13 protein-coding genes are annotated in these 13,685 nt (G+C 72.1%); 12 read left to right on the forward strand and 1 reads right to left on the reverse strand.

The genetic code is table 11. From position 1 onward, the window contains the following. Positions 1–18: 18 nt before the first annotated feature. The 5 genes from ACFQTY_RS01350 (at position 19) to ACFQTY_RS01370 (ending at position 6,026) form a co-directional block, all read left to right on the forward strand. On the forward strand, positions 19–2,256 hold the full coding sequence (locus ACFQTY_RS01350) for a glycoside hydrolase family 2 protein (protein WP_378096171.1): 2,238 nt from the start codon (positions 19–21) through the stop codon (positions 2,254–2,256). Between the two features lie 99 nt (positions 2,257–2,355). After that, positions 2,356–2,895, forward strand: a complete 540-nt coding sequence (locus tag ACFQTY_RS01355; protein ID WP_378096173.1) for a sigma-70 family RNA polymerase sigma factor — start codon at positions 2,356–2,358, stop codon at positions 2,893–2,895. Continuing rightward, positions 2,895–4,310 carry a hypothetical protein gene (locus ACFQTY_RS01360; RefSeq protein ID WP_378096176.1) on the forward strand — a complete coding sequence of 472 codons (1,416 nt, stop codon included), beginning with the start codon at positions 2,895–2,897 and terminating at the stop codon, positions 4,308–4,310. The genes ACFQTY_RS01355 and ACFQTY_RS01360 overlap by 1 nt, the downstream gene beginning before the upstream one ends. Positions 4,311–4,437: 127 nt before the next feature. Then, on the forward strand, positions 4,438–5,139 hold the full coding sequence (locus ACFQTY_RS01365; protein ID WP_378096179.1) for a TetR/AcrR family transcriptional regulator: 702 nt from the start codon (positions 4,438–4,440) through the stop codon (positions 5,137–5,139). After that, positions 5,136–6,026, forward strand: a complete 891-nt coding sequence (locus ACFQTY_RS01370) for an alpha/beta fold hydrolase (protein ID WP_378096183.1) — start codon at positions 5,136–5,138, stop codon at positions 6,024–6,026. The genes ACFQTY_RS01365 and ACFQTY_RS01370 overlap by 4 nt, the downstream gene beginning before the upstream one ends. 21 nt (positions 6,027–6,047) lie before the next feature. Here the strand turns inward: ACFQTY_RS01370 and ACFQTY_RS01375 are convergent, their stop codons facing one another. After that, complete coding sequence (locus ACFQTY_RS01375; RefSeq protein WP_378096186.1) at positions 6,048–6,926, reverse strand: SDR family oxidoreductase; 879 nt, start codon at positions 6,924–6,926, stop codon at positions 6,048–6,050. A gap of 101 nt (positions 6,927–7,027) precedes the next feature. Between ACFQTY_RS01375 and ACFQTY_RS01380 the strand changes: the two genes are divergently transcribed. The 7 genes from ACFQTY_RS01380 to ACFQTY_RS01410 all read left to right on the forward strand — a co-directional run bounded on the left by ACFQTY_RS01380 (position 7,028) and on the right by ACFQTY_RS01410 (position 13,649). Then, the gene (locus tag ACFQTY_RS01380) at positions 7,028–7,600 is read left to right on the forward strand and encodes a TetR/AcrR family transcriptional regulator (RefSeq protein WP_378096189.1); all 573 of its coding nucleotides are present in this window, start codon (positions 7,028–7,030) and stop codon (positions 7,598–7,600) included. A 208-nt stretch (positions 7,601–7,808) separates the two neighbouring features. Continuing rightward, complete coding sequence (locus ACFQTY_RS01385) at positions 7,809–8,525, forward strand: FadR/GntR family transcriptional regulator (RefSeq protein WP_378096192.1); 717 nt, start codon at positions 7,809–7,811, stop codon at positions 8,523–8,525. Positions 8,526–8,558: 33 nt separating this feature from the next. Continuing rightward, positions 8,559–9,839 (forward strand): ABC transporter substrate-binding protein, encoded by a 1,281-nt coding sequence (locus ACFQTY_RS01390; RefSeq protein WP_378096195.1) that lies wholly within the window; start codon positions 8,559–8,561, stop codon positions 9,837–9,839. A 7-nt stretch (positions 9,840–9,846) separates the two neighbouring features. Next, a complete protein-coding gene (locus ACFQTY_RS01395) occupies positions 9,847–10,779 on the forward strand; it encodes a carbohydrate ABC transporter permease (RefSeq protein ID WP_378096198.1) in 933 nt (310 codons plus the stop codon). Beyond that, a complete protein-coding gene (locus ACFQTY_RS01400; RefSeq protein ID WP_378096201.1) occupies positions 10,779–11,708 on the forward strand; it encodes a carbohydrate ABC transporter permease in 930 nt (309 codons plus the stop codon). The genes ACFQTY_RS01395 and ACFQTY_RS01400 overlap by 1 nt, the downstream gene beginning before the upstream one ends. A gap of 27 nt (positions 11,709–11,735) precedes the next feature. Continuing rightward, positions 11,736–12,887, forward strand: coding sequence for a mandelate racemase/muconate lactonizing enzyme family protein (locus ACFQTY_RS01405; protein WP_378096204.1), 1,152 nt, complete (start codon positions 11,736–11,738; stop codon positions 12,885–12,887). Positions 12,888–12,923: 36 nt separating this feature from the next. Then, positions 12,924–13,649 carry an SDR family oxidoreductase gene (locus tag ACFQTY_RS01410; RefSeq protein ID WP_378096207.1) on the forward strand — a complete coding sequence of 242 codons (726 nt, stop codon included), beginning with the start codon at positions 12,924–12,926 and terminating at the stop codon, positions 13,647–13,649. Positions 13,650–13,685 lie beyond the last annotated feature (36 nt).

Genomic DNA, 13,685 nt, shown 5'->3' on the forward strand with positions numbered 1-13,685 from the left:
GTGAGAGGTCCAGCCCCCATGAGCCCTGCGACGCCGAGCGCGACCGACGTGGTCGCGGTCACCGCCGAGACGACCCAGCCGAGCGCGGCCGCCGCGCCGGCCGGGGCGTCGGCCTCCACCACCCCGAGCGCCTCGACGGCAGCGCCCACCGGCGTCGTCGTCCCCAAGCCCGAGTACCCCCGCCCGGACCGCGACCGCTCCGCCGCGTGGCTCACGCTGAACGGCTCCTGGGACTTCGAGTCCGAGTACGGCACGACGACCGTCACCGTGCCGTTCGCCTGGGAGACCGAGGCGTCCGGCGTGCAGCGCACCTGGTTGGAGCGCGGCACCTACCGCCGGTCGGTCACCGTGCCGGCCGAGTGGCACGGGTCGCGCGTGCTGCTGTGCTTCGGCGCGGTGCACCACCGGGCGCGCGTGCTGGTGGACGACGTCGAGGTCGGCGTGCACGTCGGCGGGTACACGTCGTTCGAGCTCGACGTGACCACGGTGGCGGCGCCCGGGGCGTCGGTGGTGGTGACGGTGGAGGTCGAGGCACCCGCGGACAAGCGGTCGATCCCGCACGGCAAGCAGCGGTCGGTCCCGCGCGACGACTACGACGGCGTGTCCTTCACGCCGACGTCCGGCATCTGGCAGAGCGTGTGGCTCGAGGCGCGCGGCCGGTCGTACGTGGCCGAGCTGGCGCTGCGCGGCGACTCCCTGACCGGCATCGACGTGGTGGGCACCGTGGTGGGCGACGCGCCGACGGCGCCGGTCCACGTGCGGGTGCTCGACGAGGCGGCGGGGACGGCCGGCTCCGACGGCTCGTCGGGCGCGGACCGCTCGTCGGCCGCCGCCGTCGTGCTCGAGCCCGACGCCACCGGCCGCTTCGCCGGCCGCCTCGAGCTGACCGACCCGCACCTGTGGTCGCCCGACGACCCGCACCTGTACCGCGTCGAGCTGACCACCGGCGCGGGCGCCGCCGCCGACCGCGTCGTCGCCACCACCGGCCTGCGCCGCATCGCCGTCGAGGGCGACCACCTCACGCTGAACGATGAGCGCCTCTACGTCCGTGGCGTCCTGGACCAGGGCTACTGGCCGCGCACGGGCCTGACGGCGCCCGACGACGACGCGCTGGTCCGCGACCTGGAGCTCGCGCGCCGGTACGGCTACAACCTGGTGCGCAAGCACATCAAGCTCGAGGAACCGCGGTGGCTGCACCACGCCGACCGCCTGGGGATGCTGGTGTGGTCGGAGCCGCCGGCGCCGAGCCGCTACTCGCTGGAAGCGGCCGGTGCGTTCGAGGCGCAGCTGCCGGACCTGGTGGAGCGCGACGGCAGCCACCCGTCGATCGTCGTCTGGGGCCTGTACAACGAGGAGTGGGGCCTGGACTGGGACATCCCCGGCAGCCCCGACCGTGCCGAGGCCGCCGCCCATGCTTACGACGTGATGCGGCTGCTGGACGCCACCCGGCCGATCGTGGAGAACTCCGGCTGGTCGCACGTGCGCACCGACCTGGTCGACTGGCACTACTACGACGTGGACCCCGCGGCGTGGGCCGCCAACGTGGCGGCGCTCGCGGACGGCAGCCGCGAGGACTTCCCGGTGATGCTGGGCCCGGACTTCACCGTGGACAAGTCGCTGTACGGCGCAGCGGACCACCCGCGCACCGGCATCCCCCTGCTGAACAGCGAGTACGGCGCCGGGTTCACCAACCTGGAACGCGCCTGGCACCTGCGCTGGCAGACGCAGGAGCTGCGTCGCCACGACCGGTACGCGGGCTACGTCTACACCGAGCTGACCGACGTCGAGCACGAGGCGGCCGGTCTGGTGGACGCCGACCGCCGCGAGAAGGACCGTGGTGGGCTGGACCCGGCGGACGTGAACGCGACGACCGTGCTGGTGCTGGACCTCGTCCCGGCGGCTGCCGGGGCGGACGTGCCGGTGCCGACGCAGCCGTGGGACCTCGTCGTGCGGGTGTCGCACCACGGGCGGGCGGCAGTGCGCGGGCGCGTCCGTGCGGCGTGGGTGTCGGCCGGGGCCGCGTTCGGTGCGGACCCTGTGCCGCCCGCGGCGGAGTCCGCGCCGGTCGACGTGGAACCGTTCGTGCTCAGCGGTCCGACGACGGTCCGCGTGCCCGCGCCGGGGCCGGTGGCGTCCGCGCGGCTGCACGTGTGGCTGGTCGACGACGCCGGTGCCGTGCTGGCGCGCACGTTCGTCGACGCCGGCCCCGTCGAGCCGCCGAACCGCCGGGGCGCCCGGACCACCACCACCGACTGACCTCTCCCCGCGCCTCTCCGTCCTGGGCTTCGCCTTCCGCTACAACGAAACCGCCGCGCCGTTCGTAGACGCGGCAGGAAGTTGGAGCAGGGGGGTTCGATGTCCGGCAGCGACGAGCTGTTGACATGTCTGGCGCGGGACCGAGGCCGTGACCTCGTCGCCTACGCCTATCTGTTCACGGGCGACCTCGCGTCCGCCCAGGACCTGGTGCAGGACGCGTTCGTCAAGGTGTTCGGGCGGTTCCGCACGGGGTTCGACGCCACGTCGGCCGAGGCGTACACCCGGCGCACCATCGCGATCCTGTACATCGACGGCTACCGGCGCCGACGCCGCTACGCCGGGCTCGAGCACTTTCTGATGGAGCCGGAGACGCGGGAGCAGGAGGACGACGCCGCCCTCGACGTGCGCGCCGCGCTCGCGGTCCTGTCCCGTCAGGAGCGGGCGTGCGTCGTCCTGCGGTTCTTCGCGGACCGCACCGTCGCCGAGGTCGCCCGGGAGCTGAACCTCGCCGAGGGCACGGTCAAGCGATACCTCTCCAACGCCACGCACAAGCTGGAGACGCGGCTGGGTCCGCTGGCCCCGCCTCCCGGCGAGACCGTCGACGTCCTGCCTGCGGCCGGACGAGTAGGGGGGCGATGATGACCACCGACCTGCGTGACGCCTTGCGGTCGATGCACGACGACGCGCGCCGAGGGGCGCCCGAGCTGTCCGCGGCTCCGCTGGTGACGCTGGCGCGCCGCCGGCGGGCGCTGGTGCGGACCGGGTACAGCGCGGCGGGTATCGGCACGGCCGCGGCGGTGGCCGTCGCCGGCGTCGGCCTCGGCGGGCGGCTCGAGCAGCATCCCGCGCCGCCCGCCCCGGTCGTGACGACGACGGCTCCGGTGCCCACGCCGTCCCCGACCGCGTCCCCGACCCCGACCGCCACGCCGAGCAGCTCGCCGTCGGCGACGGCCCCCGCCGCCTTCCGGCCCGACCTGCAGCCGTGCGGGACGGCGGCGCCCGACGTGTTGTCCGGCGACTTCCAGGCGTTCGGCTCGGAGGTGTGGTCGACGGACGTCGGTGGGTCGTTGCTCGCCCACTACCAGGTGATGCTCGGCGGTGCGGTGGGTGACAAGGTGTCGGCCGGACCCGTGGCCGCCGTGCTGGTCGACCCGGGTCAACCGAGCGGGAGCGGTCAGTCGTCCCGAGTGGTCGGCGTGGCGGCGCAGCCCATGGCGGGTCTCTCCCCGCAGGTGCTCACGGCGACCCCCGAGGCGCTCCTCGGTCCGGGCGGCGTCGGCGTCCAGCTGCCGGTCGGCCTCTCCTTCGTCATGTGCCCCGGCGTGAAGGGGGCGGGCGGCCCGCCACCGGCCGGGGAGTACGTCGCCTGGACCAAGCTCCAGGTGGTCAAGGACGGGCAGACCCGCTCCGCATGGGGTCCCGCCTACGGCACGGTCGGTCCGACTCCCACGTCGACCGCCGGCGGGGAGGTGGGGGTGCCGCCGGCGCGGACCTACCTGCCTGCGGGCACCGTCCGGCTCGACTCGCACAGCGACCAGTCCTTCTGCGCCCTCGATCCCCACATCTCGTCGGACACGTGGCCGGCGTCCACGGGAGCGGTCACCGGCCAGGCGTCGGCCGCGCTCGACGGCGGGAACCTTGTTGTGCGGATGCACCTGACCAACACGGGTGCGGCGGTGAACGACGTCGAGATCAGGTACCCGTCCTACTTCGTGGTCAACGACAACCCGATTCCGGACCCGTACGCCCCGGACGGGAAGGGCCAGCCGCTCGCGGCCGGGCTGGTGATGCACGCCGGGAACCTCGGCATCCCCGACACGAGTGTCGCCGGTTCTCTCGGCGCCCCGACCACGTCGTGGACGCCCCGCACGCTGGTGACCAGCGGCGGCTCGCTGGACCTGGAGACCAGTGTCGGTCCGTACACGTGCACGACGGCATGGGGCACCACCTGGCCGTCGGGCAGCTACACGATCTACGCCTACACCGACCTGGTGCTGCCGGACGGGACGGACACCCGGGTACAGGCTGCACCGGTGCGGCTGACGGTGCCGTGAGGCCCCGGCGCTGAACCGGTTGGCAGGTGAGGCGGGGTCGCTCCGCAGGGGGAAGCGACCCCGCCCCACCTGCGTGCGGACGTGACCTCAAGGCGCCGATGAGCGGCGATGGGCTACGATACGGAACGTGCCGTATCCAAATGAACCACGATCGCAGCTCGCCACCCATCGCGTCGGGCGCCCGCGCGACGACGAGCGTGAGGCGCACGTGCTGCGCACCGTCACCGAGGTGCTGGCCGAGCGGGGCTACGAGGGAGTCACGTTCGAGGAGGTCGCCCGGCGTGCCGGTGCCTCCAAGGCGACGCTGTACCGGCGCTGGACGTCGAAGCGCGAGATGGTGGTCGCCGCGGTCAAGGCGGGACCTGCTCGTCGGGAGGCCGGCGAGGTGATCGACACCGGCAGCCTGCGCGGCGACCTGCTCGCCCTCTGCCGCCGGCTGATCACCACGATGCGGTCCACCGACGGTCAGACGGCGCTGCTCCTGCTGCAGGCGGGCCTCGAGGACCCTGAGCTGTGCGACGCCATCGAGCAGGCGGTCGGGCCGACCGGCTCCCGCCTGCCGGCCGACGTCCTCGCGGCCGCGGTGCAGCGCGGCGAGCTCCCGGCAGGCGCGCAGCCGTTCCCCTTCGAGGAGGTCGCCGGCGCGGCGCTGCTGCTGCGGCGGCTCAACGGCCTCGACACCGGTGACGCGTACCTGGAACACCTCGTCGACGTCGTCCTCGTCCCGGCCCTCCGGGCCTCGGCGGACCGGCCCCACCCCCTGCCCGCCGGCATCTTCTCCGGGCACACCGCCCACCACACCGTCCCCACCCCAGGAGGACCCGCATGACCACGCTGACGATCGACGGATTCCGTTACCAGCGCCTGCCCGGGGCCGGAGGGGTCGAGCTGAACGTCGCGGTCGGCGGCAGCGGCCCTGCCGTCGTGCTGCTGCACGGCTTCCCCCAGACCCACTACATGTGGCGGGAGGTCGCCCAGTTGCTCGCCGACCGGCACACCGTCGTGGTGCCGGACCTGCGTGGCTACGGCGAGAGCGGCAAGCCGGCGGAGGACGGTGCCGACACCTACTCCAAGCGCACCATGGGGCAGGACGTCGTGGCGGTCGCCGGTGCGCTGGGTCACGAGCGGTTCGGGCTGGTGGGTCACGACCGCGGTGCGCTGGTCGGCGTCCGAGCGGCGCTCGACCACCCCGAGGCGGTGCAGTACCTCGGCATCCTCGACGTGCTGCCGACCCTGGACACCTGGGGCGTGCTGCACGGGGTGGACGCCAAGGTCGCGTGGCACCTGTACCTGATGGCGCAGCCTGCCGGCCTGCCCGAGCGCATGATCCGTGCCGTCGCCGACGACTTCTTCGCGTCGTTCCTCGACGCGTGGGACGCCGACGGGTCGACCTTGACCGCGCAGGTCCGGCAGCACTACGTCGACAGCTCCGTCGCGGCCGTCGACTCGATCGTCGCGGACTACCGGGCCTCGGCCGGCATCGACCTCGAGATGGACCGGGAGGACCGTGCCGCGGGCCGCACCCTGGGCATGCCGGTCGGGGTGATCTCGCAGGACTGGGGGTCGCAGCTCGGGTTCGACGCCTCCGCCCTGTGGCGGGCGTGGGCGCCCGACGTGACGTACGAGCCGATCGACGCCGGTCACTACATGGCGGAGCAGAGGCCCGACGAGATCGTGCGGTTCATCCGCGGCCTCGCCGCGCGCGTCGTGGGGTGATCCGCTCCGCGGGGCGTCGGGTCACGCCGGGTAGTCGCCCGTCGCGAGGTCGGCCAGCAGGCTCGGGTGGGTGGGCTCCCAGCCGAAGCGCTCGCGGGTGAGCGCGGAGCTGGAGGGCTGGTCGACGTCGAAGATCGTGCCGAGGAAGCCGAAGCTCTCGGCCGGCACCTGCTCGACGGGCAGCCCGAGCTGGCGGCCGATCTCGTCGGCGAGGGACCGCATGGTGTCCCCCTCGTCGCCCACCGCGTGCAGGACGGTGCCGGGCTCGGCGTGCTCGAGCGCCAGGCAGAACAGGTGCGCGGCGTCCAGCCGGTGCACGGCCGGCCAGCGCTGCGAGCCGTCGCCGACGAAGCCCGAGACGCCCGTGCGCCGCGCGGCGTTGATCAGCATCCCGGCGAAGCCGAACGCGACACCGGCCTGGTGCACGGAGCGTGGCAGCCGGACGACCGCGCTGCGCACGCCCTGCTCGGCCAGGCCGAGCACGTGCTGCGCGTTCACACCTCGACCGCCGGCGGTGCCCTCGTTCGCCACCGTCTCCTCGGTGGTGACCTGACCGGGGACGGCCGGGGTGCCCGAGGCCATGACCAGGGGCTTCCCGGTGCCGACCAGCGCCTCGCCCAGCGTCCGCGTGGCAGCACCCTCCTGCGCGATGGCCCCGGCGAAGTCGGTGAAGTCGTGGCCGAACGCGAGGTGCATCACGCCGTCGGCCTGCTGCGCGCCCGCCCGGAGGACGTCCGCATCGGAGATGTCGCCCCGCAGCACCGACCCGCCCGCGGCCTCGAGACGTGCGGCCGACGAGTCCGACCGGGCCAGACCCAGCACCTCGTGGCCGGTGGACAGCAGCTCGGCGACGACGGCGGAGCCGATCCCGCCGGTGGCACCCGTGACGAAGACGCGCATGACGACCTCCAGATCTCGCGGTCGACATCGAAGTGATGCGACTCGTGTCCCATCACTGTAGCGCCGCGATGCGACTGGTGTCGCATCACTATGCTGCGCGCATGGCGAGATGGGAACCGGACGGACGCGAACGGCTGGTGGCCGCCGCCCTGGACCTGTTCGCCGAGCGGGGGTACGACCAGGTGACGGTCGCCGAGATCGCCGAGCGCGCCGGCCTGACCCGCAGCACCTTCTTCCGGTACTTCCCCGACAAGCGCGACGTGCTGGCCGCCGGACAGGCCGTGATGTCCCGCCTGCTGGTCGAGGGGATCGCCGGCGCCCCCGCCGGGGCCGGCCCGCTCGATGCGGTCGCGGCAGGCCTCGACAACGTCGCGGGCTCGATGACGTCGTTCAACCGGGAGCTGGCCCCGCGCGTGCGCGCGGTGATCGCCAGCAGCGCCGAGCTGCAGGCGCGCGACCAGCTCAAGCACGTCAGCCTGGTGGCGGACGTCGCGGCGGCGCTGCAGGACCGGGGAGTGCCGGACCCGGTGGCGTCGCTCGCCGCGGAGATCGGGATGCTGGCTTTCCGGGACGGGTTCGCCACGTGGACGGCGTCCGACGGCGGACCCGGACTGGTCGCGCTGGTCCGGGAGGCGCTGGCGAAGCTGCGCGGGGCGGTCGGCGCGCTCGGCTGAGCTGCGGCGAGCCAGACACCGCGCGTACAGCGCCCAACGGGTGCCGGTGGTCCGCGCGGCACGCCCGGGTCCGGCCAGCGGCCACCTGTCTGACATGTGGGGCCTATCCGGCCCCCGCTATTGAGGCATTCGCCGCGTCGTTCCTACAGTCAGGCTCGCTGCGAGGGCGACGAGGCCCGAACCTGTCAGACAAGTGGTGGTGAGCGCCGTGGCTTCCGATCTCGAGTTCCGACTGATCCGCCACTTCCGCCTGCTCGAGCTGGTGCCCGGCGACCCCCTGCCGCGCGAGCAGGACCTGGTGCACGACCTCCAGGTCAGCCGGCCAGCGCTGCGGGAGGCGCTGGCCGCGCTGGAGGCCCTCGGGTTCGTCGTCTCGCGGCAGGGGGCACGGCGCACGCTCGGCACCTTCGACATGGAGACGGTCGTCGAGTCGCTGACCCGCTACATGGAGCCGACCACCGAGCTGATGCTCGAGATGCTCGACGTGCGGCGGGTGCTGGAGGCGGCCTTCTTCCCGATCGCCGTCGCCAAGATGTCCGCGAACACCCTGCGCGAGCTGCGCCGGATCGCCGAGCGCATGGTCGCCAAGGCGGGTCGCGGGCAGCCGTTCGTCCAGGAGGACGCCCAGTTCCACCAGGCGCTCTACGAGCAGCTGGGCAACAAGACGCTGCAGGGTCTGATCGCCGCGTTCTGGCGGCTGTTCGACGAGCTGTCCGAGCAGTTCCAGGTGGGCGGCGACCTGCAGAGCACGGCGCTGCGCCACCTGCGCATCGTCGAGACGCTCGAGGCCGGCGACACCTCGCTGGCGACGCACGAGCTCAACGTGCACTTCTTCGACGTCCGCGCCCGGTTCACCGCCCTGCGGGCGAAGGAACGGGCGCTCGGCCCGGCCGCCTCCCGAGAGGCGACGCAAGCCGGCCGTTGAGGTCCCCCGAACCGCAAGAGAGAGAGGACTGCAATGAAGCACTCTTCATGGCGTCGGGCCGGAGCCGTCTGTGCGGCGCTGACGGCCGGAGCCATCGCGCTCGCGGGCTGCAGCAGCAGCTCACCGTCCGGGTCGTCGGCCCCGGCCGCCAGCCAGAGCACCGACACCACCGGCCAGACCCTGAACTACTGGCTGTGGGTGGACAACGCCACCGACCAGACCTGGCAGCAGCTGGCCGACCAGTTCAACGCCGAGAGCGGCCACGGCAAGGTGCAGCTGCAGGTGGTGCCCGCCGCGCAGTACCTGGACAAGCTGCAGACGGCGCTGAGCAGCGGCAACGGCCCTGACGCGGCGCGCATGAAGGACGAGTGGATCGGCCAGTTCGTCAAGGCCGGGGTCCTGGCGCCGCTGAGCAAGAAGATCGACGCCTGGAGCGGCAAGTCGAGCGTGATCGACTCGAGCTGGAACGCCGGCAAGGTGCCCGGCAAGAGCGAGATCTACATGATGCCGCACCAGAACACAGCCTTGTACATGTACTACAACAAGAAGCTGTTCAGCGCGGCCGGCCTCGATGCGCCCAAGACGCAGGCGGACGTGATCGCCGACGCGCCGAAGCTGACGGGCAACGGCCACTACGCGTTCGACGTGCGCGGCGGTGCCGGTGGCCAGGACCAGTGGGCGGCGTGGATGTACGCCGGCGGCGCCCAGTTCGTCGACTCCAGCGGCAAGGTGACGCTGGACAGCCCGACGGGCGAGCAGGTGAACCAGTCGTACCTGGACCTGGTGAAGTTCGCGCCGCCGGGATCGGCCACAGCGGCGTTCGCCCAGGTGCAGAGCAACTTCCTGTCCGGCACGACGGCGATGATGATCCACCACGTCGGCTCGCTCGCCGCGGTCCGTAAGCAGTTCGGTCAGGACGTCGGCGTGATCCCCGTCCCGTCCCAGGACCCGTCGAAGCCGTCGTCGCTGCAGACGATGAGCGGCAACGTCGTCTTCACGTCGTCGAAGAAGCAGGAGCTCGCCTGGCAGTGGGAGACGTGGCTGCTGGGTGACGCGCAGATGCTCAAGATGAGCACCTCGCCGCAGGGCCAGCTGCCGGTGACGACGGCGGTCGCGGCGAACGCGGCGTTCACCAAGGACGACGGCTACCAGGTGGCGCTCAAGGCGGCGCAGACGGCGCAGAGCTGGCCGCAGCTGAACGGCACCACCAACGTGGTCAACGCGACGTGGTCGCCGACCATCCAGCAGGCGTTCGGCGGCCAGTCCAGCAGTGCGCAGATGCTGCAGAAGCTGTCCGCGGACCTGTCGAAGTAGTCGACCGATGACCACCCTGACCACGCGACGGCCGGTCCGGCCGAGCGGGCCGACGGGGCCGACGAGGAGGAAGCGGCGGCTCGACCTGACCGTGCCGCTGTTCCTCTCGCCGACGCTCCTGCTGCTCGTCGTCTTCGTCGCCTACCCGTTCCTGCGGGCGATCTGGCTCTCGTTCACCGAGACCAGCCTGCTCGGCGGCACCCTCGGGTTCGTCGGCCTGGACAACTTCCGCGCCCTGTTCACCGACCCGAGCTTCGGCACGTTCCTGCGGAACTCGGTGGTGTGGACGCTCGGCGGGGTGGGGCTGCAGCTGGTGTTCGGGGTGATCGGGGCGCTGCTGCTCAACCAGCGGTTCCGGCTGCGCGGCGTCGTCCGGGGGCTCGCGATGATCCCCTGGGCGACGCCCAGCGTCCTGGTCGCGCTGATCTGGATGTGGCTGCTGGACCCAAACCACGGCCTGGTCAACGCGGTGCTGACCCGCACGGGGCTGATGCACTCGCCCGTGGCGTGGTTCGGCAACGCGCACTCCGCGCTGGGCACGCTGATCGTGGTGGACGCCTGGCAGGGCATCCCGTTCTTCGCGGTGATGGTGCTGGCCGCCCTGCAGGCGGTTCCGGAGGAGCTCAAGGAGTCGGCACGGACGGACGGGTGCGGGTTCCTGCGGGTGTTCTGGTTCATCACCGTGCCGAGCATCCTGCCGACGGTGCTGATCACCCTGGTGCTGCGGCTGATCTGGACGGCGAACTACATCGACCTGGCGTACGTGCTGACCGGCGGTGGTCCGGGGATCGCCTCGACCACCATCCCGCTGGCCTCGTACCTGACCGCCTACAAGCAGGGTGCGCTCGGCTCGGGCGCCAGCTACGCGGTGGTGCAGGCGGCCGTGCTGGCCGTGCTCGTCGCCGTCTACATCCGGCTGACGCAGCGAAGGGAGGCGTGATGGTGGTGCTGGAGAGGGCCGGTGTCGCCGGTGGCCGCGCCCGGGGCGAGCGTCGGTCGCGTGCCGTCGCCGAGCGCCGGTCGGTCCCGCTGGGAGCCGGGCTGAAGCGGACCTTCGGCAAGCCGGCGCTGTACGTGGTGATCGCGCTGTGGATGGTGTGCACGCTCGGGCCGTACGTGGTGATGGCCGTGACCTCCGTGACGCCGCAGGACCAGCTGATCGCCTACGGCATGAGCCGGCTGCCGACCCACTTCTCGGTGCAGGGGTACCGCGAGCTGTTCGCCACCACGCCGTTCGTGCACTACATGGTGAACAGCGCGATCACCGCCCTGGGGACGGTGCTGTTCGCCCTGGTGGTGGCCAGCGCCGCGGCGATCTCGCTGTCCCGGTTCCGCTTCCGCGGCCGGACGACGGTGCTGACCGCCCTGCTGGTGGCGCAGCTGTTCCCCGCAGTGCTGCTGGTGATCCCGCTGTCGACGATGCTCCGCTCGGGGCACCTGCTGAACTCGCGCGCCGGCCTGGTGCTGATCTACGTCACGTTCGCGACGCCGTTCGCCACCTACCTGCTCAAGGGGTTCCTGGACGGGCTGCCCAAGGAGCTGGACGAGGCGGCGACGGTCGACGGCTGCAGCCCGATGCAGATGGTGCGGCACATCCTCGTGCCGTTGCTGCGGCCGGGGCTGACCGCCGCCGGGACGTACATCTTCATCTTCGCGTGGAACGAGTTCCTGTACGCGTTGACGTTCACGTCCAGCACCGCCAGCCAGACCATTCCCGTCGGATTGCAGCTGTTCATCGGCGACTACCAGATCCGGTGGGACCTGCTGACGGCCGGCGGCGTGATCGCGGCGGTTCCGGTGCTCGTCGGATTCATGCTGGTGCAGAAGCAGCTGATCGGGGGGCTGGCGGCGGGGGCCGTCAAGGGTTGAGCTCGACTTCACAGATAGGAAAGACGAATGTCTGATATCGCATTTGCCGCCGAGGTCTCGTCGGCCCGCAGAGCGCCGGTCGCGGTGCCGCGGATCGACGAGGTGGAGATCACCCTGGCCCGCGTGCCGCTGCCCGAGGGGCCGTGGGGCGACCAGATCCACCGGGTGACCGACATCGAGGTCACGGTGGTGGACGTCCGGGGCGACAACGGCCTGGTCGGGACGGGGTTCAGCCACACGTCCGGGATGGGCGCGGCGACCATCGGGGCGCTGGCGCGGGAGATCGCGCCGACCGTCGTCGGGCGCCCCGTGTCCCCGCGGGGGCTGTGGCACGAGATGTACAAGTACGTGCACGACGTCGGCGGCGCGGGCGTCACCACGCACGCGATCTCCGCGTTCGACATCGCCTTCTGGGACCTGTTGGGCAAGTCGCTCGGCGTGAACGTGGTGGACCTGATCGGCCGGGTGCGGGACGTCGTGCCGCTGTACGGCAGCGGCATCAACCTGAACAAGTCGGTCGACGAGGTGGTCGAGCAGGTGCGCCGCTGGCAGACCGACGGGTACGTCGCGGCCAAGGTGAAGGTGGGCAAGCCGGACCTCGAGGAGGACGTCGAGCGGCTGGCGAAGATCCGCGAGGCCGTCGGCATGTTCCCGCTGGCCGTGGACGCGAACCAGGGGTGGGACTACCCGGCCGCCGTGCGCGCCTTCAAGCGGTTCGAGCAGTTCGACCTGCTGTGGATCGAGGAGCCGCTGCCGTCGGACGACATCCCGTCCCACCGCCGGCTCGCCGAGCACGTGAGCACGCCGATCGCCCTGGGCGAGAACGTGTACACCGCCGCGCAGTTCGTGCAGTACTTCGACGCCCAGGCCGTCGACTTCGTGCAGGCGGACCTCGGCCGCGTCGGCGGGATCACCGGCTACCTCGACATCGCGGCGGCGGCCCGGACCCGCAACCTGCCGATGACGCCGCACTTCGTCATGGAGCTGAGCGCCAGCATCCTCGCGGCGGTGCCGAACATCGCCAGCGCCGAGATGACGGACGGCGGCACGTGGACCGACCTGGGCATCGTCGCCTCGGCCGGCCGCGTCGAGCACGGCCGCTACCACCCGCCCACAGCCCCGGGCCACGGGCTGACGCTCGACCGCGACTACCTGCGCGCGCACGCGCTGGCTCTCTGACTCCCACCCGCTGGCACACGGAAGGACTGCACTGACATGACGTACGAGACGGTGGACCTGAGCGGCAAGGTGGCCGTGATCACCGGCGCGAGCTCCGGCATCGGGGAGTCGCTGGCGCGGCTGCTGCACGCGCACGGCGTGAAGCTGGGGCTGCTGTCCCGGTCCGGCAAGGACCTGGGGCTCGAGGGGTCGCTGGTGCGGGCGGGCGACGTGGGCGACCGCGCGGTGGTGGAGGAGTTCGTCGCCGACACCGCGGCACAGTTCGGGCGGCTGGACATCGCGGTGGCCAACGCCGGGGTCGGCAGCTACGGGCAGTTCCTCGACGTCCCGACGGCGCACGAGGACGAGATGATCCGCACCAACGTGCAGGGAACCATCAACCTCTACCACGCCGCCGTGCCGCACATCGTGGCCGCCGGCGGTGGCGACCTGGTGACGGTGGCGAGCGAGGCGGGCCGCCGCGGGCTGCCCGGCGAGGCAGTCTACTCCGCCAGCAAGTTCGCGCAGATCGGCCTGACGCGCGCCCTGGACAACGAGTTGCGCGAGAAGGGCGTGCGCGCCACCAACATCGCGCCCGGCGGGGTGTGGACGCATTTCGCGATCGACGACCACCGCGGCCGCACGGACGGCAGCGAGCAGCTGCAGGGAATGATGCGGCCCGACGACATCGCCGAGCTCATCTACTTCGTCCTGACCCGTCCGCGCCATTTCCGCATCCTCGAGACGGCGCTGCGGCCGATGACCGAGGCGCAGTGGGGCTGAGCGCCTTCTCTGTTCTTTCCGACCCGCTAGAGAATT

Origin of the sequence: Cellulomonas sp. T2.31MG-18 (assembly GCF_964266755.1) — a bacterium.
Lineage (GTDB): Bacteria > Actinomycetota > Actinomycetes > Actinomycetales > Cellulomonadaceae > Cellulomonas.